This window comes from Arthrobacter globiformis, from assembly GCF_003261175.1.
Lineage (GTDB): Bacteria > Actinomycetota > Actinomycetes > Actinomycetales > Micrococcaceae > Arthrobacter > Arthrobacter globiformis_A.
In genome coordinates this window covers 1-22,017 of record NZ_QLNP01000073.1, presented here as the reverse complement: position 1 = coordinate 22,017, position 22,017 = coordinate 1, and the positions used below count along the sequence as shown (strand labels likewise).

Genomic DNA, 22,017 nt, shown 5'->3' with positions numbered 1-22,017 from the left:
CCAGGAACGCGCCGAGGGGCTACGCACCCTGGTTCTGCAGGCCGGCGGCGCCAGCGGCCAGGGCTACCTCTCCGTCGCCCAGCGCGAAGCGACCAACTCGGAGCTGGAAAAGACCGGCGAGTTCAAGAAAGGCCTGTACCACTACACCGACGCCACCGGCGAAGCACAGTCCGTGGACGGATCGCAGGCGATCTTCGAACACGCCACCGGCGGCAAGCTCGAATTCGCCACCCCGCGCTACGAAGACGTCATCGCCATGAACCCCGATGCCTTTGACTGGTTGCCCGCAGCGGACCAGGGCGTGTCCGAGAAGTGGCTGGGCGCCTTTACCGAACGCAACTTCCGCATCGGATTCCTCCGCCTGGACGCCGGCGCCGTTTACCAGGCCGGCCAGTTCCCGTCCATCGAAATCCTGTTCCAGACCAAAGGCCAGGTCACCGCGGGCGGCGAAAAATACGGCCCCGAAACCGGCTACGAATTCCTCGCCAACGAAGGCCCCACCCCCATCGAAGCCATCGAACCCACCGAATTCCTCCGCTTCGTCCTCCACACCTTCTAAAACCACGCGCCAACGGGCAACACGGAACATCCGTGTTGCCCGTTGGCGTGTACATGGCTGTCCGCGAGCCATTCAACGGCCCCAAACCCGATCGAGGGCTGGGAGGGCCACCCCGCTGCTTGCCCTCCCAGCCCCACAGATTGTTTCCTACCCCCTACACAATGGAGTGCATCGTGACACTTGAAGCCGATCTTCTGGCCGCTTACCCGGCAGACCTTGAGATTCCGGCCGGCCTGGTTGCCCGCTTGCTGGCCGATTCCAACGCGGCGGTTCCCCGCGTCCTGGTGGTGCTCGACGACGATCCGACCGGCACGCAGTCCGTGGCGGACCTGCCCGTGCTCACCCGGTGGGAGGTGGAGGACTTCACCTGGGCCTTTGGCCAAGGCAAACCCGCGGTCTACGTCCTCACTAACACCCGCAGCCTTGACCCCGCCGAAGCGGCAGCACGGAATGAGGAAGTGGTCCGGAACGCCCTCACGGCAGCAGGATCGCCGAACACACTGCGCTTAGGCTTCGTCAGCCGCAGCGACTCCACCCTCCGCGGCCACTTCCCCGTGGAGCCTGACGTCATCGCAGCCACTGTTGCCGAGGTCAGCGGGGAACAGACCGACGGCGTTGTGCTGGTCCCGGCCTTCCCCGACGCCGGCAGGCTCACCATCGGCGGCGTGCACTACATGCGCGGCACAGGTGACGCCGCGGGCACCCTGGTCCCCGTCTCCGAAACCGAGTTCGCCAAGGATGCCTCCTTCGGCTTCAGCACCTCCGTCATGGCCAACTACATCGCAGAGAAGTCGCAGGGCCGGTTCCCCGCGGACTCCGTGATTGTCCTGGACCTGAACATCATCCGCGCCGGCGCCTCCGCCCAGGACCCCGCCATCTCCGCAAAGGCCATCGCCGACGCGATCGAGCCAGCCAGCGGTTCCACTCCCATCGTGGCGGACATCGTTACCGAGAACGACCTCCGTGCCCTGGCTCTTGGCCTCGAAGAAGCAGAACGCCGCGGAAAGAAGCTCCTGTGCCGCGTGGGTCCGCCGTTTGTCCGCGGCCGCATCGGCCAGGAAGTACGTACCGCACTCACCGCGGAAGAGGCCTACGCCGGCAACACCCCGTCGGAGGCCGGCGGCCTGATCGTGGTGGGCTCGCACGTGGGCCTCACCACCCGCCAGCTCAACGTCCTCACCGCAGAACACAGCTCCGCGCGCATCATCGAGATCGACGTCGAGAAGCTCCTCGGCGACGAAGCCGCAGCAGACGCGCACCTGGACCAGACGGTGGACGCCGTCGTCGAGGCCCTCCGCGCCGGGGACGTCATCGTCCACACCAGCCGTCTCCTCATCAAGACGGACGACCCCGTCGAGAGCCTGCGGATTGCGCGCACCGTTTCCGCCGCCGTCGTCGATGTGGTCAACCGGACGCTGAAGACCTTCCCGCCCCGCTTCGTCATCGCCAAGGGCGGCATCACCTCCTCCGACGTCGCGGCCCACGGTTTGGAAATCCGCCACGCCATCGTCCGCGGCCCCATGCTCCCGGGCATCGTCTCGCTCTGGGAACCGGTAGACGGCCCCGCCAAGGGCATCCCGTACATCGTCTTCGCAGGCAACGTCGGCGATGACCATTCCCTCGCGGGCGTCACCCGCAAACTCAGCGCAACGTTCTAACCAAGAAACTCATCGGAGAAAATGAGCAACAACCCCATCACTACCAACCCAACGCCTGTACCGTTGACCGGGGACGGTGAATTCTGATGCGTTTCCCACTAGACGATCTCGTCAATTCCGCCCTGCAGCGAGGCTCTGCTGTTCCGGCGTTCACTTGTTACGACTTCACCACTGCCATGGCCGTGATTGACGCAGCCGAGGATTCCTGCCTTGGTGCCATCCTTCTGGTGGCACCCAAAACCGCTGCGACGGCCAACGGACTGCGCCTGATCGCGGCGCTCCGCGGGCTTGCTGACTCGGCTGTCGTACCCGTAGCGGTGCAGCTTGACCACGCGACTAACCTTCAGGTCATGGCCGACGCCGTCGCCGCAGGGGCGGATTCCGTCCTCGCCGACGGTTCCGCCCTTCCTTACGAGGACAATATTGCGTTGGTCCGCGCGGCCCGCGCTCTACTGGGGCGCGACATCATAATCGAAGCCGAGCTGGGCGGCCTGGCGGGCGATGAGGACCGCGCCTTTGGGGCGGACCAGTCCGGCGTAGACGTGGCAGGGCTGACCAACTCTGCACAGGTGGAGGACTTCGTCGCCCGCACCGGAGCGGATCTGCTGGCCGTGGCCGTGGGCAACGTCCACGGCAAGTACAAGGGCGAGCCGCGGCTGCGCTGGGACGTCTTGCAGGATATCGCGGTGCGGACGCACATCCCACTGGTCCTGCACGGCGCCTCCGGGATCCCAGCCGAAGAACTGGTCAAAGCCGCCGCCATGAACGTTGGCAAGGTCAACTTCAACACAGAACTGCGGACGGGCGTGCTGGCCACCCTCCAGGAGCAACTTACCGCCCATCGTGCGGACGGCGAGAACCTGCAGGGCCTGCTGGCCAAGTGGAATCAATCTGCCAAAGAATTCGCCGGCTACGCACTTGCGACTCTAACTCGCTAGTGCGTAGCCGGCGACTCACAGCCGGGGTTGCTCCTGTATGCAGGGAATCTGCCTTGAAACGTGCGAACTACTTTGCCTACCTGGAAAGAAGCGTGGGCCTGAGGGCCAACATCCCTCCTCAGGCCCACGCGCCGATCTTGCCGCCAGCTGCCACTGAGTCAGACTTCATGCCCAACAGCAAACGGGCCCAAACGGTATGGCAACCAGGTCCTGATCTTTCAGGCCGCAAGCTCTGCTACGCGACGTGCGAGATAGTCCACACCGATGCGGGGGCTGGTTAGAACGGTCCTGCCGGTCTTCTCCTGAAGGACTGCCCCAAGCCGATTCATGGAAGCCTGAGCGAGGACAATCATGTCAACCTTTTCAGCAAGGTCGACCGCTTGTTCGATGATCATGGCGTCATGCTTTTCACGGTCTCCCGACATGAGTACGGAGAATGCCCCTTCGCACAACCGCTGTTCGATCGTGATGTTCCGGCCGATCTCATCTGCTTTTGCCTGTATCAGGTCCGAGGTCGGGCCAAGGGTGGTGGGCACAGTGGCCAAGACACCAACCTTCTTCCCTTCGCGCGCTGCCTGGATCGCCATGGCCTCGTCAATCTTCACTACCGGAGTGTGTACGTTCCGGGCTGCCACATCCAGGGCGGGACCGAGAGAAGAGCACGCCGAGAAAATGATGTCAGCTCCGGCTGCTTCGGCCGCTTGCGCCAGATGCGTCATCCTGGCTTCGCTCTTGGCCGAGATCCCCTGTTCGCGCTGGACCGTTGCCAGAACATCCGAGTCCACGAAGTGGATAACTTCGGCATCGGGAATCAGCTCGGCAATGAGGTCATTGATGACAGGTTCAACGGAGACAAATACGAAGCTTGTGTGCAAAATTGCGATCTTCTTCGACACGCTCTTACTTCCTTTTCTAGTGCTGGAGTCTGACAAGACAGCAGACCTAAGTGTGTGGTTGACCTTAGCCCGAGGGAGTAGAAAAGGCCCTTGAACACCGAACTTCTATAGACAATATCCCGCAATATGAGATACTGTCAATAGATACACTTGCGCGCTCACCGGGTTCCAACGATGGCTTCCATGCTGATCGGCCGCTACTATGCCCACCCCTGGATGAGCTGCTGGGCCCCTCACTCGGGTCCAGCGGCAAATCGAGCCGGCACATTAGATTCGCGCGCCCCTCACCCAGAGGAGACAGAGAAGGACATGCGGACGAATCACCAGACCAGCAACCGGTTTGCGGGCTCAGCGGTTGTTACATCGGCTTCTTATGGGCCGCAAACCACAACGCTGCATCTTCAAACATTTGCAGGGGAACGCATCGATTACACCTTCGAGGACAGGCCCCACGCCGCCGGGGCCAGCGCATTGAGTGCCGGCAACACACGTCCCGTTTCCGTCAAGATTCCCGCCGATGGCGAACCGTGCACCGTCTTCGTGCTGTCCCCGAAGGGACCGCATCACGCAGAAGTTACCCTGGGTGCTGCTTTGGCTTTGCATCAATTAGGGATTCATACGGTGGTCGAAGGAGGTCTAAGGCTCAATGTGAGCTGCTCGACCAGAAAGAGGGCAGGATCGCAGTCCCCCTCGTCCCTGCCGTAATCGATTCCCTCCGGGGCGCATTGACTGAATAACACGAAAGGATTGCAATTGCCTGCACACGCCAAGGACCTTGTTCAACATCTCGCAAGCTTTGTCGCTGAAACAACGTACGCGGGGACTCCCCCAGAGGCCGCTGAGACTGCCAAAAAGAGTATCCTGGACACTTTTGGGGTGATCTTGGCCGCCAGCGGAACTGAACCCGCAGTCCACGGCCTTGTGGACCTCGTTAAAGAAAGCGCCGGTCGTCCCGAATCGTCCATTCTTGCTTTCGGCGGCAAGGCCCCTGCGATGATGGCAGCACTAGCAAACGGCGCCATGGCCCATTGTCTGGACTTTGACGATCAGACGCCTTGGGGCCAACACGCCTCCAGCTCCATCGTCCCGGCAGCATTTGCCGTCGCTGAACGCCTTGGCGGCGTAACCGGTCAGGACATGATCGCTGCAGTCGCGGCCGGACAAGATATTTTCGCGCGCCTCAGGTGTAACGTCACGTGGAAGAAGGACTGGAACCTCTCATCCGTGATGGGAGTATTCGCGGCGACAGCGGCAGCAGGCCGTGTGCTCGGCTTGTCCCAAGAACAGATGGTCAGCGCCTTTGGCATAGCCACTATGCAATCTTCCGGGGTGATGGAGCTTGTAGCCGGCACAGGCGGGGACGTCCGTGGAATGTATGCGGGTTTCTCCGCGAAAGGCGCGGTTCTGGCAGCACTGCTCGCCGCGCGAGGCGTGACCGGCGTCCCGACCGTTCTGGAAGGCGAGTTCGGCTTTTTCAAGACCTACTTCGCCGACTACGACAGGGACGCAATCCTGAACGGCCTAGGCAGGAAGTTCGAGGGCGCCGGGACCTTGTACAAGCTGTGGCCCACCGTGGGAACTGCTCACAGTCATATCCACGCCATAATCGAGTTGTTGAACGAAAACGGGCTTCACTTGGACGAAGTCAAACAAATCCGACTCCATGTTGGCGACTACCACGATCTGATGTGTCGCCCCCTGCAGGAACGGCGGGCGCCGGCAACGCTCGTGGATGCCAAATTCAGCCTCCCCTTCCTTGTTGCCGTCGCAGCCGTGCACAGGGGCGTGAAGGTATCGCATTTCACGACCGAATCGCTGAAGGACCGCCGGGTGCTGGCTGTGGCGCAAAAGGTAGTCACCGTAAGCGATCCGACCCTCGACTGGAAGCTCGAACTGCCCCCGGGGCGGGTTGAACTGGAAATGATCGACGGGAGGAAGTTCCAGAAAGTAGGGTCCGGCGTACCCGGGAACTCTGAGGCCCCGCTTACTTGGGACACAATCGGACAAAAATTCCGTGACTGTGCCTCTGCCAGCGTTAGGCCACTCGAAGCGGACCAGGTTATAGCCGCAGAGCACTTGGCCCGCCACTTGGAATCAGCTGCTGACGTCGTGGAGCTGGTACGCCTTCTGGCTCCGCCGAACTGAGCTCACAGGCCCGTAGCTCGCCGCATGAACACGTTCAGCAGCCTTTTGGCAGACGCCGGTTCATGCACATCGTACGGGCCGTATGGGTTTATCTGTGTTGTCAGCAGTAGCCCAGAAAGACGAAAGGGACTGAGCCCGGCCTAAACCGGGCTCAGTCCCTTGGGTAACGCTCGCCTGACTTTTCATTTCCACCGCGACCACCCGAAGAGGGTGACACATCGCGGGCCGATTTCGCCGGCCGCGATATCTGATCCGGCCTGATACAGCTGCGGTCCGTGTGTCCGGGATCCGCAGCCGCATCAGGCGAGGCTCCTTACGGGGCTGCCAGCGCCAGGTTCATCTGCTCGGGCGTGAGCAGACTGGACACCGGAATTCTGGAGGGGATGTCCGGGCTATTGGTGTCAAGGACGGAGTCAGTGGTGACAACCGGGACATGCACGGAGACCTGAGAGGGCACGGGCTGCCCTTCCTTGATCTTGATCCCCGCGGTGACACCGAAACGGGGGAACCAGACGTGGCTGCTGGCCATCCAGGAGGTTGTATTCACGCCCGCCTTCTTTGCCTGCTGGACCAGTGAGAGCCAGGAGTGCGTCATTACATCGCTCAGGAACGCCGGCGGCGTTTTGTGCTCGTCGATGAATGGTTTCGCGAAGTCGTCGGTCGTGTCGTCGTAAATAATCGCTGCGGGCTCTTTGCCGGATGCCAGGAGGGCGTTCGCGGCCTGTGCGGCACCTTGGGCGGTCCATTGCGTGAAGCCCTCAGTTGCCTGGGTCCAGCCGGCGCCGTCGAGGACCTTTTTAGCGCACGGCTGCCAGGCAGCGGCGTTGCTGTTGCCGGGGATGCCTGTATAGAGGGCGTAGGATTTGTTTTTTCCCAGCTCCTTGACGAGTGTCTGGGCGCCTTCAGTGTAGAGGTCGCACAGTGCCAGGGGGACCTGCGCGGCAACGGATGACGCCGCGGTCTCCGGCAGCGGAGTGTTGTAGGTGACCACGGTCACCCCGGCCTGTTTGGCCTGCTGGAGAGCGGATGCGACAGCGCCTCCAAAAACGGGGTCCGTTACGATGATGTCAACCTTCTGGGCAACGAGGCTTCGAAGGTTTGCCAGCACTGCCGCGACGTCACCATTGGCGTTGTTGTAGACGATCTTCTTGACCTGCGGATAGGCAAGTGCCTGCGCAGTGGCTTCTCCGCGCATCGTGCTGGCAAAGGAGTTACTGTTCTCCAGCGCGATGGCAACGGTCAGGGACCCATGCCCCGTGTCGCAGGAACTCTGCTGCAGGCAGGTCTTGAACAACTCATTCTGCTCGGCCGTCATCGGCTTGGATGCAGCAGCCATCGTATCTGCCACCACCGGGTCGAGATCGGAAACAGCGATGTCCTTGAGGAAGGTCTTCTTGATCGTGGCTGCCAAGGCCTTCTGATCAACGCTCTGGGCGGTGATGTCGTCACCAGACGCAGACGCAGTGCCATTCGGGGCGTTAGTTGAGCCCGTCGTCGTCGAACAGGCTGCCAGCATCGCCGACACAGCTAATGTCGTCAGCACTTGTGGGACCAGGCGTTTCAGAAGAGGCCGCTTCCTGCGGGGCGTTTCTGCGCTCATTGAGCATTGCTCCTTAGTTTCGAGGGGTAGGGATAGAGGGGTCCAAGGCACTTTCTTAACGTGACTATGCATGCAGACCTTGGGTGGGCTGCTTCATTTTTCTCGTCGACGACCGCCTGGAAAATGTTTTCTCCTGCGCCAGCACACGAACTCGCCCGGTCCCGGTTGACGAGACCCGGCGAGTTAGTGGGTGAGTGGCTACGAGGCTGCCAGCGCGAGCTTCATTTGCTCAGGTGTGAGCAGGCTGGAAACCGGGACACTGGAGGGAATATCCGGGGTGTTCGTGTCAAGGACCGAGTCGGACGACACAACCGGAACATGCACAGGTACCTGAGTGGCAACCTTTCGGCCTTCCTTAATCTTGATTCCGGCAGTGACGCCGAACCGGCCGAACCAGACGTGGCTGCTGGCCAACCAGGACGTCGCGCTGATCCCGGCTTGTTTCGCATGCTGGAGTTCCGTAAGCCAGGAGTAATTCATAACGTCACTCAAAAAGGCTGGCGGCGTCTTCCGGTCGGCGATGTAGGGCTTGAGGAAGTCATCGGTGGTGTAGTCGTAGATGACTGCATCGGGTTTCTTGCCGGAGGCCAGGAGAGCATTGGCTGCCTGTGCTGCACCTTGGGCTGTCCATTGCGTGAATCCCTCGGTGGTCATGGTCCAGCCGGCACCGTCGAGGACTTTCTTCGCACAGGGTTGCCATGCTGCGGCGTTGCTGTTGCCTGGAATGCCGGTGTAGAGGGCGTATGACTTGTTGTTCCCCGCTGCCTTGACCAAGGCCTGGGCACCTTCGGTATAGAGGTCGCAAAGCGCGAGCGGAACCTGTGCGGACACTAGGGGCGCGGCATCTTCCGGTAGCGGGGTGTTCACGGTTACCACAGTGATGCCGGCCTGCTTGGCCTGCTGCAGCGCAGACGCGATGGCGCCGCCGAAGACGGGGTCCGTCACGATGATGTCGACTTTCTGCGCGATCACGCTTCGCAGGTTGGCCAGCACTGCGGCGACGTCGCCGTTGCCGTTGTTATAGACGATCTTCTTGACCTGCGGGTATGCCAAGGCCTGAGCTGTGGCCTCCCCGCGGAAGATGTTGCCCCACGCGTTACTACTCTGCATCGCCAGGGCGACCGTCAATGTACCATGTCCGGTGTCGCAGGAGCTCTGCTGCAGGCAGGTCTTGAACAGCTGATTTTGCTCCGGCGTCATCGGTTTGGATGCCGCCGCCATCGTATCCGCCACTACTGGGTCGAGGTCGGAAACCGGGATATCGGTCAAGAAGGTCTTCTTGATAGTGGCGGCGAGGGCAGCCTGATCCACGTCCTTTGCCGTTATGTCCTCGCCCGGTGCAGAGGGTGTGGCATTCGAGCCACCCGGCGAGCCTGTTGTCGTGGAGCAGGCGGCGAGTAGGCCGGTCAGCAGGCATGCTGTGAGCAGTTTAAGGCCCGGGCGGGTCTTGAAGGGCCGTTCCCGGCCCGGAAAGTCCGTTCGCATTGGATATAACTCCTTATCAGGATCTGGATTAGCGTCCAAGGCTTCTTTGATATGGATGCCAGGAAGCCCCTAGGTGATCAAGGGCCTCTTGATGTTTCAGCAGAGCAATGCCGAGGTGGGCTTGGAAATGCGCTTGAAGTTGCTCAAGTTATCCCCTCACCTCATTGGGCACGATTGCGGTCTCAGTGGTGACCGGCAGGCTTTATCTTCTTTGGGTTTAGCCTGTAGCAGCTGCCTGGGCGTCCTGGCGGTAGGCCCGGAGCTGCAGCTAAAACGAGCTCTCGGTCCCGGAGGAACTTTCGTCCCCGGGAGGCACTAGAAGAACTTGTTTCCATGCGCTGACCAATCTCGTCCGGTATCGCCTGCATCCTGCCTCCGCAGGCGCTCCCTAGGTACCAGGATGGCGTCCGAGCGATATATAAGAGGCTGGCGAGACGCTTCGATCGGAAGTCCTAGCCAGATTTAAAATGTAGTATTTCTCACAATGCGGGATTCGTCAATAACCTCCCGTCAAGCGACCAGTGGCAGGCGGATGTGTGGTGGCTCACGAAATTCCGTTGACTTTATCCCGCCATATGGGATACTTTCAATAAGGGTCGCCGCGCCTTGAAAGACACAGGACACTCGGCCGACCCCCACGCATTGTCCTTGGGGGATGACATCGATCGTATGTAGTGAGCAGGAGAAGCGCTTTGAGCCCACATGGAGAGAGCCGCGGAACCGGCGGCCGCATTGTCTTCCTGCTGGCCGTTCCGGCGTTGAGCCCTCAGCTATCACTCGGTGCAATGCCCCAGGGAACCCAATTATTCGGCCGTCTGGGCCGAAGCTTCAGCGAAGCAATGTTGCTTCTGACTCGGAGGTTCAAAGAAGTGCTGATGACCAAGCGGAGGAATTCGCGATGACTACAGGTGTGACCGGAAACGGCCCAACACATATGCCCCAGCCCGCAGTTCAGAACCGGCTGACGGACTTAAAATATCGGTTCCCTGCACGATACCTTGCCAGTTGGGGTGCCCTCCTGGTGTTGCTGGTCTTCGCAGTGGTAGTTGCCCCTGCAAGCCTCGGCGGGAACTCCGTGAGGGTGGTCAGCGCCTTGGCCGGCATCCTTGCTCTGGCTGCAATGGGACAGATGCTCGTCGTGATGCTGGGAGCGATTGACCTGTCAGTCTCCGCGGTCCTGGCTGCCGCGGCGGGTTTCGTGGTCCACTATGGCGTCCCGGGGGCGAACCTTTGGCTCGTGATCCCGGCCGCCCTCGGGGTGTCGCTGGTCGTCAGCGTTGTTAATGGCTTCTTTATTTGCGTTCTCCGCCTGAACTCAATCATCGTGACTCTCTCGACATACGGCATCGTCACGGGAGGCATGCTGCTTTGGACCGGTGTCTCGTTCTCGCTGTCAGGTGAAGCGCCGGAACAACTGCAGCAAGTAAGCCAGTGGTCAGTCTTGAACATCAATACATGTTTCCTGGTTGCACTCATCGTCGGCCTTATTGTGGCTGCCGTACTTTCTTACACCCGTGCCGGTCGGCGGGTTGCGCAGGTCGGGTCGAACCCTCGGGCGGCGACTGCCTTGGGAGTTCGGGTGACATTGGTTCAGATGAGCACCTTTGCCGCAGTCGGCCTGCTTTACGGAATCGCGGGCGTGTTCCTCGCGGGTTTCATTGGAACTCCTGACATATCCATCGGTGCGCCCTATCAGTTGGCGACTGTTACGGCCGCAGCTATCGCCGGGCTAGCCTTCAGCGGCGGTCCCACCAGTGTCGCCAGCCTCCTCGTCTCCTGCGTCTTTTTGCAGTTGTTGGATCAGGCGCTGGTGGTTGCTGGTTTTTCCACCGGCGCACGAATTGTGATTCAAGGCTTCGCCCTCGTAGTCGCAGTCGCGGCAATCACCATTAGTCAATATGGAATCGCCGGAATCAAGCGAATCGCAGCCCTGCAATTGGGGAGGCCAGTGAAATGACGAGCAAGCTGACCCCCCCGCCCCCCTCGCGCAGGACACAAGGAGAACATGTAGTGGAAAAGATCGTGGACGCAGGTACACCACAGGTCAGTGCGGAGCCGACGAAGGCCGACTTAGCTGAGCCAGCTGTCGTCCTAAGCGGAGTGTCCAAGTCGTATCCGGGCGTGAAGGCGCTTTCTGATGTAAATTTCGACTGCCGTCCCGGTGAAGTACACGCACTCGTTGGCGAGAACGGTTCCGGAAAGTCCACGCTGATCAAAATCGCTTCGGGTGTGATCACTCACGACACCGGCGAAGTCACAATCGGTGGACACTCTCTGGCCGGCGGAACCGTCCGACGCGCCCGGAAGCTCGGTCTCGTCACCGCATACCAAGACACCTCCCTGGTCGAGGAACTCACCGTCGCTGACAACATCGCGCTTTCCTTCAACGCTGTGGGAGAGCGCCGTCCTGCCGACTTGGACCGGCTGCTTGCTCGCTATGACTTGCCTTTCAAACCCACAGACTTGGTGGGGGCGCTCGGCCCAGGTGCGCGGCAGCTCCTCGAAGTCGCCAGGGCCATGAGCCACCAGCCGCGCGTCCTCATGCTCGATGAGCCCACTGCAGCCCTCGACATGCAGTACGCTGCGCATCTTGAGGGCCTCATCCGGCAGTCCAGGGATGAGGGAGTCGCAATTGTTTACGTCAGCCATCGGCTCGAGGAGGTCCGCCGACTCGCCGACCGAATTACCGTCCTGCGCGACGGCATCATCCAGGGAACCTACAGCGGCAGGGACTGGAAAGTCGATGACATCGTCGAACTCATGGTCGGCGCACCCACAGACCTCGAGTTTCCCACCCGGACCAAGCCGCACACCGACAGCAACAGGTTGGAAGTCAAAGACTTGGGCGGCCAGGGCTATGGCCCTGTCTCGATCAACGTCCGTCCAGGCGAAATCGTCGGTGTCGCAGGCGCGGAAGGGAACGGACAACGGGCTCTTCTCCGCGGCCTGATCGGTGAGAAGCGCAGTTCGGGTGAGGTCCTGGTCGACGGCAGGAGCGTGGGACGCGGAGGTCCTGCTGCGGCCCTGGATGCAGGCATCAGCTTCCAGAGCGGCGATCGAGCCGTTGAATCGGTCTACGGCGACCTGTCGGTAATGGAAAACGCAACCGCCCAACTGGGCCCCGAGAGCGGCCCGTTCGGCCTCGCCCTCCCAGGTCGCCTCAGAGAGGCTTTCGGCAAAGTATCGAAGCAACTCGGTATCGTGGCCGCATCACCGTACCAGCCCATCAGCGGCCTCTCCGGAGGCAATCAGCAGAAAGCGGTTCTTGCGCGGCCTGCCCTGCGCCGGCCCAAAGTACTTATCGTGGACGAGCCTACACAGGGAGTCGACGCACGCGCCCGCATGGATATCTACCGGGTGCTCTCCGGAGCGGCTGATGAGGGCATGGCGGTTCTCGTGAATTCGTCCGACTCCGCCGAACTGGCGGGAATGTGCGACAGGGTCTACGTGATGTCGCGGGGCACAGTAGTGCAGGAAATCGTGGGGCCCACTACAGAGACCGAGATCGTCCGTAGTTTTGTCAGCGCGGCGGGTGTGGATGAAAGCCACGCGGACCAGGTGCCCAGGGACGCTGGGTTGGTCTCCCGGCTGATGACTCGAGCCTCCTCGCATTTTCCCATCTTCGTTCTGGTGATACTGATGGCAATTGTGGCCGGATACGCCGGGAGCAAGTCGGAAATCTTCTGGACGTGGCCAAACCTGGCCAACATGCTGATCCTCAGCCTGCCCTTGGCATTCGTGGCGCTGGGACAACAGTTCACCATGCTTTCAAGAGGCTTCGACCTCTCTATCGGGTCAACGATGAGCCTTACTGTTGTCCTTGTTTCGATGACGCTGCCGGACCTTAGCCCTGGCTCACTCCTCGCAACAGTTCCATTGCTCCTGCTGACCGCTGCCGCCATTGGCGGATTCAACGCGATTCTGATTGGTTGGCTGAAGATCAACGCCGTCGTTGCCACAATCGCCACGACTGGCATCGTACAAGGCATAGCCATCATCTTGCGGCCTACTCCGTCAGGTGTCATTGCACCTGATCTAGGAACAGCAGTCAGCCTTGGTGTCGCCTTCGTGCCCGCCCCCTTTATCGTCCTTGTTGTGCTGACCATCGCCCTGGAACTGTGGCTCTACAGGAGCCGCATGGGGCTGGCAGTCCGGGGAGCGGGCTTTAACCCCGAGGCCAGCCGCCGCATCGGTCGCGGCGTCGGCACCATCCGTGCCGTCGGGCTTTTAGTGGCAGCGTTCGGCGCGGTTGTCGCCGGCCTCCTTCTGGCATCGCAGACGGGCATTGGGTCCAACGCAGTAGGCGCCACATATTCACTTCCGGCGTTTGCCGCCGTATTCCTGGGCGGTGCTGTCATGACGGGAGGCAGGGGTTCATTCGTCGGCGCTGTCCTGGGCGCCGTGTTTCTCTCGCTTCTGGACAATGTAACGCCATTGCTGAATATCCCGAACGCAACCGAACAGGTCATCTACGGTGTGATCTTGCTTGTCGCCGTGTCGGGCTACACCGTGGCTCAGCGGATCCGAACCCGCAGATGACGCCGACCGGGATGACGAGGTTCTACTGATGATGGTGTCGTCCCTTGGGGCGGAGCAACGGCCTTTGACAACAGAAGGATGACGGGAGTTCTTTGCGGCGTTAGGCCGTGCAGTTCCACTGGTTCGACGACCTAACGCCGCGACCTTCTCCGCAGCTGCCAATTTCTGCAACGAATCCGGACCCGGGCCGCACGCCAAAGCGGTATGAGCGATAGCAGCGAGATCGGGAGCCGCGCTAGCACGGACAGTTAGCGCGGCCCCCTATGTCGCATACCTTCATCGCCTAACCGCCGAAGCCTTTGGCAACCACAGCGGCTCTGCAGGAGCCCAACCGAAAAACAAAGTACAGAGAACTAGGAAACAGGGACACCACATGGTCTGGCAGGGTAAGTACGAGCGCCTATTCATCGGCGGCGAATGGGTAAAGCCCGGCAGCAAAGGGCGCATTGACATAGTGTCGCCCAGTACGGAGCAGGTGATAGCAACGGTGCCTGCGGCATCCCGGGACGACGTAGACAGGGCGGTGACGGCAGCAAGGGCCGCCTTTGAACGTGGGCCGTGGCCACAGTTAGCCCTTGAAGATCGCATTGACGTCCTGCAGCGCCTTGCTGCCGCCATGGAGGAACAGTCGGATCTCCTGGCAGACCTTACTACCGACGAGATGGGCTGCCCCATCACCCAATCCCGCACGATTCAAATACCTGCAGCGCTTGCGATCCTCAACTCCTATATCGAGATTGCCAAGAGCTACCCCTTTCAGGCTGTACGACAATCGCCCACTGGCACAGCGCTGGTCGTTCGTGAACCCATCGGCGTTGTGGCGGCTGTCATACCTTGGAATACTCCACTTGCAAGCGCCATGCAGAAGCTTGCCCCCGCCTTATTGACTGGCTGTTCCTTCATCCTGAAGCCCGCCCCGGAAACACCGTTAACCGCCTACTGGCTTGCTGAGTCCCTGGAGGCTGCCGGGCTTCCGGCTGGTGTGTTCAGCGTCCTCCCCGCCGACCGCGAAACCAGCGAGTACCTTGTATCCCACAAGGGAGTGGACAAGGTGGCCTTCACCGGTTCCACGTCTGCAGGACGCAAGATTGCGTCCATAACTGGACAGGACCTTCGGCGTGTCACCTTGGAACTCGGAGGAAAGTCGGCGGCGGTAATCCTGGACGACGCTGACTTCGATGCAGTTACGGATCGCCTGCGCATGGGCTCCTTCCGCAACAACGGTCAAATTTGCAGTCTCAAAACACGAGTCGTCGTATCCGAGCGACGCAAACAAGAGCTCATCGACCGGTTGGTCGCTATGGTGCAGTCCATGCCGGTAGGTGACCCACATAATCCCTCAACCCAAATCGGACCTATGGTGTCAGCCAGACAGAGGGGAAACGTCGAGGAATACATTGAAATCGGCAGGAAGGAAGGCGGCAAGGTCCTCCTTGGCGGTCGCCGGCCTCCAGGCCTTGATCGAGGCTGGTACATAGAGCCCACAATCTTCACCGAAGTTGAGCCCGGTGCCCGTATTGCGCAAGAGGAAATCTTTGGACCTGTCCTTGCAATCATCAGCTACCGCGACGAGACGGAAGCTGTTGATATCGCCAATAATTCCCGCTATGGACTCAATGGCTCCGTTTTCACAGATGACATCGAGCGCGGCCTTCGTCTTGCACGAAAAATAAGGACCGGGACAGTGGAAATCAACGGCAATCCAGTCGGTTCCTTCGCCCCCGTCGGAGGGTTTAAAGACAGTGGCATTGGCCGTGAGAGCGGCCCTGAAGGGTTGGACGCCTACCTTGAAGTGAAGTCGATCGGACTCCCCCTGGGGTTCAGGTCACAACCGGTGTGAACGGGCTATCGCTCTCCGCGTTTCGGCATGTTCAAACCGAGCAAGCAACCGATGAAGAAAATCCGATATTATGAGATTGTCAATTGCGGGTCTTGAGCGACCTTGCCGTTCTGACCACGAGAAGGATTTGAGCACGCATGGTTGAGCGCGGTTTGCCTACTTCCGTAGGAGAGACGACAGAAAATTCGGAGAGTGGCGGCAGCCTGGCGAGGATGCTGCAAATCTTGGAGCTCTTCACTGACGCAGGGCCCGTTTGGTCGACGGCGGATCTCATAGAGGCTCTGCAGACCTCGCGATCCACTGGGTACCGCTACATCAAGACTCTGCACGATGCAGGACTTCTGACCGCGGTCCGCAACGGGTATTACACCCTTGGTCCGCGGATCATCGAGATGGACTTACAGATCCGTCAAACCGATCCGATGCTTATGGCCAGCCATGGCGTTCTCGAGGATCTGGTCGAAAAAATCGGGCACTCAGCTCTGCTCCTGACCGCATTTCGCGACTCTGTCCTGTGCATTGGTGAGAGCCGAGCGCCAAGAAGCCCCGAGAACCGGTTCAGCCGGGGCCAGCGGCGTCCGATGTTCCAAGGAGCCGGGTCAAAGGTCATCCTGGCCCACCTTCCGCATCATCGCCTTAAGGCCCTCTATCCGCGGCATCGCGTCGAAATTGAGAGTGCCCAGCTCGGCAGCACCTGGAGCGAATTCCGCAAGAAACTCGGCGACATCAAGAAGGACGGTCACCTTCTGACCCTGGGCGAATTTAACCCAGGCGTATACGGCGTCGCGGCGCCCATCCTTACAGACCAGAAAACAGCCGTCGGCAGCGTCGGCGTTGCGTGGGACGAAAATGAGCGCCGCGACCTGGATGTCAAGCAAGCAGTAGGCGCGGTCAAATATGCGGCGACGACGATAAGTGAACGTCTGCAGGACATGCAGCGCCAGTCCTAAGCATCCCTCCAGGCTGCTAAGAGCCGCCCGCCCGCGGCCACGGCATCCGTGTAGCCGACGTCTGCACCTGCTCGCGTCTCTCTGGGCGCTGCCGCCAAGCTCCAATAGGACTTTAGCTTTCGTGCCAGTCTCACTCCGGACCGCATATGGGTTGCCAGCGCAGCTTCCAATTGCGCGCCAGTTGCCATACCGCCGAACGAGTCGGGAATGACGTGTCCAATTGGAACTTAAACGCATAGGTCTGTGCGCCGGTAGTCGGCGCACAGACCTACCCAGATTCGTTGATTGGCAGGCGCTGAAGACCTACCAAGGATGCTGCTTAGATGCCCACCGTCTGGCCACCGTCGATCACCATGGCATGACCCGTCGCGAAGGATCCGAGATCGGATGACAGCCAAAGCACAGCCGAAGCGATCTCTTCGGGCCGGCCCATTCTGCCGACAGGCTCCTGACCAATCACGCGTTCACGACCCTCGGGGGTCCCGCCCGAGAACCGGTCCATCATGGGTGTCTCGATGATGCCCGGGCAGATCGCGTTGACCCTGATGCCCTCAGCGGCGTACTCCAACGCCACCGACTTTGTCAGACCAATGATTCCGTGCTTGGAGGCGACATAGGCTGCCTGGTTCCGGATTCCCACCACGCCTGCCCCTGAGGACGTATTAACGATGGATCCGCCGCCGTTTTTGAGCATTGCGGGGATCTCATACTTCATGCACAGGAACGCGCTCCGAAGGTTAACATCTAGCAGCCGTGACCACTCGTCCTCAGTGATATCTACAAGAGGTGCTGGCGGCTGCTCGATGCCGGCATTGTTAAACGCGGCATCGAGACGGCCGAACTCCTTAATCGTTTGGCCGATGACCGCCTCAATATCGCTCGAGGACGTGACATCGCATTTGGCGGTCAGCACGCGGCCGCCGTGCTCGCTAACCAGGCGGGCCGTCTCTTCATTTCCGGCTGCGTCGATGTCAGCCAACACCACGTCGGCGCCTTCGGCAGCGAAGGCTATTGCCGTCGCACGCCCGATGCCACTACCGGCGCCGGTCACAAAAGCAACCTTCCCGGCGAATCTGCGTTCCGTCATGTTCGGTCTCACTTTCTTTTTGGTAACAGGGGCCCGCCACTCGGCGGGCCCCAGATAGGACTGCCCTACGCGAATTTTTTGTCAGCGCGATACCAGCTGACGAGGTTTTGAGGGTTCTCCGGTGTAGCGTCCGCGCAATTCAACCTCGAGTTCTTCCAGGGTGCGGCCCTTGGTTTCCGGGATATACCGGAACGCGAAAACTGTCGCGAGGACGTTGAGCACCATGAATCCGGAAAATACGGCGACCGAGCCAAACGTCTGGGCGGCAATTGGAAAGAAGAACGAGATGAGCGAGTTTGCAACCCACAGACCGCCCAGGCACGCACCCATGGCGAAGCCGCGGATGGGAAGTGGGAAGAGCTCGGAAAGTACGAGGAAACCCGTGGTGCCGAGGAAGGTCACCATAAAGGCCGTGACCAGCAGCATGAACAGCAAGATCAGATATGAACGAAGCGTTGATTCAGGGAGCAGATATGTTATGAGGAGACCCAGATGCGAGGCGGCAACACCTCCGAAACCGAGAAGCATCATTTTCCTACGGCCCATCAGGCCGAGGATCCACATGCCGATGATGGTGAAGACGATCATTGCGACCCCAACGGTAACGGATGCCAACAGAGAGGCTGACCGCGTGAGGCCTGAGGTCTCCAGCACTGTCGGTGCGTAATACATCACGACGTTGATACCCGTGGTCTGCTGGGCGACCGCCAGGATGATGCCGACCAGAATCAAGAACTTCATCCATGGTTCCCTGCGCATAGTGGCCAGGACTGATACCTTGCCCTGGAGATGGTCGGCTTCAACAATGGCAGCGATCTGTTCGTACTCAGCCTCCACCCTGTCCACGTGGTGTGCCCGCTCCAAGGTGCGCTTCGCCTGCGCCCACATCTGCTTGCTTGCGTACCACCGCGGAGTATCTGGCAGACTGAGCATGCCAAGGAGGAGTCCGAGGGCAGGTACGAGTGCCATGCCAAGCATGTAGCGCCAGACAACAGTGTCGCTAATCAGGTTTGCAAGTACCGCATTGATAACAAATGCAAGAAACAAACCAATGACGAGCATGAGCTGGTTCACGGTGACGATGCGGCCCCGCTGGGATGCCGGCGCCATTTCGGCCAAATAGAGCGGAACGACAACCGATGCGACACCGACCGCGTAGCCGAGCGCGATGCGGGCAGCTACGAGGACTAGGACATTTGGTGCCAGCGCGCAGGCTACTGTCGCGATGGAAAAGATGGCTCCAGCGAGTACCAGGGACTTTTTGCGACCGATGCGGTCGGCAACGGGCCCCCCGAGAAGTGCACCTGCCGTGGCGCCCGGAAACAGCAGCGAAGTGACGACCAAACCTTCGGTGAGGGCCGTCAGGCCGAAGTCCTCCCGCAAGTACACGAGAGCTCCCGCGATCACACCGGTGTCGAATCCGAACAAGAGGCCACCCAGACTGGCAATCATGGTCAGCCGGAACAAGAAGGTTCTCGGATCTTCACGACGGGTCATCGCGGGGGAAGCCATTGTGGAGTGTGAGCTATTAGACACAGGTTCTCCTAATGGTCCATGGAACGGACCACGAAGGTTCCGCACTGATTCGATCGGCATTGTTCGGTCATGCTTTTTTACTACCTTTAACTTGGTGTTCAATGCTCACCGGGGCGAACACGACGATGTGTTGGATAACCATGTCCCTGCCCGGCCCAACCACTACGCTCGGAATGAGCGAAGCCGGCCAGAAAAACAAGAGCGCGAGCTATGACCCAGTAGTGACTGGAGACACAATTTTCAGGAACAAACTTGAGGATATCCTGTATTGTGAGACTTGGTCAATCACGAAGGAAGAGGTGCTGTGGCTCCCCCTCTCCACCTGGAGCCTCTGCACGCTCCGTCGAAAGAACCTGCGGGACCTTGCGGCAGCTGGATACCAAGGGTCTCAGGGCCGCAGAGGAAAGTCCTCCTTGGGAACAAGAATTGCAGCGAGAGCCCGGCTCCGACGGGGGGCGGGCTTCTTACCGCAGCTCCGATGGCCCCTAACAAAACGAAAGGTCTGAAATAATGCGCGCAAGCACCGAGACAGTAAGGATGCTGACGGATTACTACGCCGCGATGGAGGCAAACTCCCCCGCCGAATTCAGTTCTTACTACGCGGAAGACATGACGCTGACGTTCGGAAACAGCCCGGAGATCAGGGGACGCAACGACATCACAGCAGCGTTCAGTGCGAAACTCGACCAGGTCGCATCACTGGGACATGACCTCGTCAATGTGTGGGAGGAAGAAGGAGGGATTGTCTTCTTCGAGTCCGTCGGACGTTGGACGCTCCGCGGTGGAGAGGTGCTTGAGATCAAGGCCTCTTCCAAGATCACGATCCTGAATGGAAAGTTCGTGGATCAGCGCATTTATGTGGATAACGCGCCCGTAGACGACGCACTCAAACGTGAAACAGTCCGCCGGACTGCCTGAATCGGAACAGAGCAACTAAAAGGAAAGGACTTCGTTATGACCGGAGAACATCGTGAATACCAGTCGCGGCTGATTGTTACGGGCTTGAATACCGAAGGTAAGTCGACAATCGTCAGTGATGGTCCGACGGCAGACCGTCTCGTCGCAGACGGTTACACCCGGAACCATCTGTGGCAGGCCACAGAGGTGCCAACGCCGGTAATGGCGCCCAACGGGCCGGGTGGCGCCTCCGTCATCCCGCCACCACCGGCGGGCTACAACTACGTGATCACCGCGTTTGCACCAGACAGTGAGTGGGACTACGAGGGCGGTTACGCCCGCATTTTGGCGGAATCGGGGGCGGGAGATGCCGTGGATCCCCATGATGCTCCAGGCATGCACACCACCGATACGGTCGACATCGTCACCGTAATATCCGGCGAAGCCGTCGTCCTGCTCGACACCGGGGAAACGACGATGCGACAGGGCGATACCATCGTTCAGCGAGGAACAAAGCACGCGTGGCGCAATCGGACCGACAAGCCTTGCGTAGTGTCTGCTGTTCACGTCAGCGTGGTTCGCTGACACTCCCTGTGGTGTCGGCGGCCTGGCAGGGTGTTCGCCGAGACCACTCTGGCCCATCACACAAGAAGGAAATAAGCCTGTGTCCGACAAAAATTCTCCTCCGCCGCGCTTTGGCCGGCGCGTAGTCGTTGGTGTTAACACCAGCGGAGCATCGGCTGTCGTCAGTGACGAACAGAGCCTTCCCACCACTGAACTTGCCAACGGCATCATTTTGCAGGAGGTGTGGCAGCAGCGTGACGTTCCAGGGAAACCGGTCGACCAGCCACAACCTGACTGGACGCTGGGACCAGCCGCGCCAACGACGGGAGGCGTTGTCAGAATCCTTACCGTTCCCGCCGGCCACGGTCGCGGGCCAGAAGGACCTGACCTCCACACCGACGCATCACTACACGTAATGACGATGCTTAAGGGCGAGTTGATCGTTGCACTGGAAGACGGCAACGTGACGCTCGGCATCGGTGATTCCATCATCTTGCGCGGAAGTATGCACGACCTCCGCAACGATCAATCCACTCCTGCGACCTTCGTATACACCTCATTTCCACTGCTCGTTAGCAACGCGTAGACACGCTTGCCACTGCCCGAATTAACGGTCAGAAGTTGCAGGTGCGAGTTCGGTTGCAAAAGAGAACCTATCGCGGCCCCTTCCATGGCATTGGCGGCGCTGCAGCTGTTCTGGTGAAATGAGTTAGCGCTGGACCTTGGGTGAAGCCGGTTGCCCGGCGAATTCGAGCTTGCCGCCGGTGGCGTGTTCGAAGATCGCCTGCGATCCGTCCACGGACTGTGCTTCGCCGGTGGCGTCGGTGTAGTGGTACAGGCCTTTTTTGAACTCGCCGGTCTTTTCCAGCTCCGAGTTGGTCGCTTCGCGCTGGGCGACGGAGAGGTAGCCCTGGCCGCTGGCGCCGCCGGCCTGCAGAACCAGGGTGCGTAGCCCCTCGGCGCGTTCCTGGGGACCGTAGTGAACGCTTTCCGGGAAGTAGCCGACCCAGCCCTCTTCCAGGTAGTCGGTCTCGGAGTAGGGCAGCCGGCCCTGGATGACGTAGCGGACCTGGTCGAAGTTGTGCCGGTGCCGCGGGGTGCGCCACCCGCCGCCACCGGTGTGGCCCATGTTCAGGTCGTAGTTGTTCGGCGAACCGTCTTCACCGAACAGCAGGTGCTTCTGGTCCAGCTTTCCCTCACGCATGGATCCGACTGCTTCGATGTCCGTTTCCGCTGCCTTGCTTACGCGCATCTGCTGCTCCTTCACAAAAGTCGATTCAACCCCGGCACGAACGGCGGGGGACGGCGGCCGGCCAGCCGCTG

16 protein-coding genes and 1 pseudogene are annotated in these 22,017 nt (G+C 60.3%); 11 read left to right on the top strand and 6 right to left on the bottom strand.

Features of this window, described 5'->3' with window-relative positions:
- The 3 genes from DBZ45_RS10340 to DBZ45_RS10330 all read left to right on the top strand — a co-directional run.
- Positions 1–559, top strand: a 559-nt coding sequence (locus DBZ45_RS10340) for a hypothetical protein (RefSeq protein ID WP_111903827.1), incomplete at its 5' end; no start/stop codon positions are given.
- 173 nt (positions 560–732) lie between these two features.
- A complete protein-coding gene (locus tag DBZ45_RS10335; RefSeq protein WP_111903826.1) occupies positions 733–2,217 on the top strand; it encodes a four-carbon acid sugar kinase family protein in 1,485 nt (494 codons plus the stop codon).
- An 86-nt stretch (positions 2,218–2,303) separates the two neighbouring features.
- Positions 2,304–3,155, top strand: coding sequence for a class II fructose-bisphosphate aldolase (locus DBZ45_RS10330; protein WP_111903825.1), 852 nt, complete (start codon positions 2,304–2,306; stop codon positions 3,153–3,155).
- A 218-nt stretch (positions 3,156–3,373) separates the two neighbouring features.
- Here the strand turns inward: DBZ45_RS10330 and DBZ45_RS10325 are convergent, their stop codons facing one another.
- Positions 3,374–4,051, bottom strand: coding sequence for an aspartate/glutamate racemase family protein (locus DBZ45_RS10325; protein ID WP_111903824.1), 678 nt, complete (start codon positions 4,049–4,051; stop codon positions 3,374–3,376).
- Positions 4,052–4,804: 753 nt separating this feature from the next.
- On the opposite strand from DBZ45_RS10325, the gene DBZ45_RS10320 reads away from it, so the two are divergent.
- Positions 4,805–6,196 carry an MmgE/PrpD family protein gene (locus DBZ45_RS10320; RefSeq protein ID WP_111903823.1) on the top strand — a complete coding sequence of 464 codons (1,392 nt, stop codon included), beginning with the start codon at positions 4,805–4,807 and terminating at the stop codon, positions 6,194–6,196.
- Positions 6,197–6,509: 313 nt separating this feature from the next.
- Here DBZ45_RS10320 and DBZ45_RS10315 read toward each other — a convergent pair whose 3' ends face one another.
- Positions 6,510–7,847: a substrate-binding domain-containing protein gene (locus DBZ45_RS10315; protein ID WP_190243083.1), complete on the bottom strand. Its 1,338-nt coding sequence runs from the start codon at positions 7,845–7,847 to the stop codon at positions 6,510–6,512.
- 147 nt (positions 7,848–7,994) lie between these two features.
- Positions 7,995–9,320 (bottom strand): substrate-binding domain-containing protein, encoded by a 1,326-nt coding sequence (locus DBZ45_RS10310; RefSeq protein ID WP_146617483.1) that lies wholly within the window; start codon positions 9,318–9,320, stop codon positions 7,995–7,997.
- A gap of 859 nt (positions 9,321–10,179) precedes the next feature.
- Here DBZ45_RS10310 and DBZ45_RS10300 point away from each other — a divergent pair.
- From DBZ45_RS10300 to DBZ45_RS10285, 4 genes are all read left to right on the top strand, one after another.
- Positions 10,180–11,238: an ABC transporter permease gene (locus tag DBZ45_RS10300; protein ID WP_190243082.1), complete on the top strand. Its 1,059-nt coding sequence runs from the start codon at positions 10,180–10,182 to the stop codon at positions 11,236–11,238.
- A 53-nt stretch (positions 11,239–11,291) separates the two neighbouring features.
- Positions 11,292–13,820, top strand: a complete 2,529-nt coding sequence (locus tag DBZ45_RS10295; RefSeq protein ID WP_190243081.1) for an ATP-binding cassette domain-containing protein — start codon at positions 11,292–11,294, stop codon at positions 13,818–13,820.
- Positions 13,821–14,193: 373 nt separating this feature from the next.
- Positions 14,194–15,660, top strand: a complete 1,467-nt coding sequence (locus DBZ45_RS10290; protein ID WP_111903817.1) for an aldehyde dehydrogenase — start codon at positions 14,194–14,196, stop codon at positions 15,658–15,660.
- A 137-nt stretch (positions 15,661–15,797) separates the two neighbouring features.
- A complete protein-coding gene (locus DBZ45_RS10285; protein WP_111903816.1) occupies positions 15,798–16,610 on the top strand; it encodes an IclR family transcriptional regulator in 813 nt (270 codons plus the stop codon).
- A 319-nt stretch (positions 16,611–16,929) separates the two neighbouring features.
- On the opposite strand, the gene DBZ45_RS10280 is transcribed toward DBZ45_RS10285, so the two are convergent.
- Together DBZ45_RS10280 and DBZ45_RS10275 are read right to left on the bottom strand one after the other, a co-directional pair.
- Entirely contained in the window at positions 16,930–17,697 is a 768-nt protein-coding gene (locus DBZ45_RS10280) for an SDR family oxidoreductase (protein ID WP_111903815.1), read from the bottom strand.
- 81 nt (positions 17,698–17,778) lie between these two features.
- Entirely contained in the window at positions 17,779–19,209 is a 1,431-nt protein-coding gene (locus DBZ45_RS10275; RefSeq protein WP_223257006.1) for a sugar porter family MFS transporter, read from the bottom strand.
- Positions 19,210–19,743: 534 nt separating this feature from the next.
- Between DBZ45_RS10275 and DBZ45_RS10270 the strand changes: the two genes are divergently transcribed.
- The 3 genes from DBZ45_RS10270 to DBZ45_RS22650 all read left to right on the top strand — a co-directional run bounded on the left by DBZ45_RS10270 (position 19,744) and on the right by DBZ45_RS22650 (position 21,280).
- Positions 19,744–20,151, top strand: coding sequence for a nuclear transport factor 2 family protein (locus DBZ45_RS10270; RefSeq protein WP_111903814.1), 408 nt, complete (start codon positions 19,744–19,746; stop codon positions 20,149–20,151).
- A 36-nt stretch (positions 20,152–20,187) separates the two neighbouring features.
- The gene (locus DBZ45_RS10265) at positions 20,188–20,715 is read left to right on the top strand and encodes a cupin domain-containing protein (protein ID WP_111903813.1); all 528 of its coding nucleotides are present in this window, start codon (positions 20,188–20,190) and stop codon (positions 20,713–20,715) included.
- 79 nt (positions 20,716–20,794) lie between these two features.
- Positions 20,795–21,280, top strand: coding sequence for a hypothetical protein (locus DBZ45_RS22650; RefSeq protein WP_146617482.1), 486 nt, complete (start codon positions 20,795–20,797; stop codon positions 21,278–21,280).
- Between the two features lie 123 nt (positions 21,281–21,403).
- Here DBZ45_RS22650 and DBZ45_RS10260 read toward each other — a convergent pair.
- Positions 21,404–22,017 (bottom strand): annotated as a pseudogene (locus DBZ45_RS10260) (hypothetical protein); the annotation flags it as partial.

Bases quoted from the DNA above. Each gene is read 5' to 3' on its own strand.
- DBZ45_RS10280 (WP_111903815.1), bottom strand. From the start codon at position 17,697: ATGACGGAACGCAGATTCGCCGGGAAGGTTGCTTTTGTGACCGGCGCC.
- DBZ45_RS10270 (WP_111903814.1), top strand. From the start codon at position 19,744: ATGCGCGCAAGCACCGAGACAGTAAGGATGCTGACGGATTACTACGCC.
- DBZ45_RS10275 (WP_223257006.1), bottom strand. From the start codon at position 19,209: ATGGCTTCCCCCGCGATGACCCGTCGTGAAGATCCGAGAACCTTCTTG.
- DBZ45_RS10265 (WP_111903813.1), top strand. From the start codon at position 20,188: ATGACCGGAGAACATCGTGAATACCAGTCGCGGCTGATTGTTACGGGC.
- DBZ45_RS10285 (WP_111903816.1), top strand. From the start codon at position 15,798: ATGGTTGAGCGCGGTTTGCCTACTTCCGTAGGAGAGACGACAGAAAAT.
- DBZ45_RS10300 (WP_190243082.1), top strand. From the start codon at position 10,180: ATGACTACAGGTGTGACCGGAAACGGCCCAACACATATGCCCCAGCCC.
- DBZ45_RS10290 (WP_111903817.1), top strand. From the start codon at position 14,194: ATGGTCTGGCAGGGTAAGTACGAGCGCCTATTCATCGGCGGCGAATGG.
- DBZ45_RS10330 (WP_111903825.1), top strand. From the start codon at position 2,304: ATGCGTTTCCCACTAGACGATCTCGTCAATTCCGCCCTGCAGCGAGGC.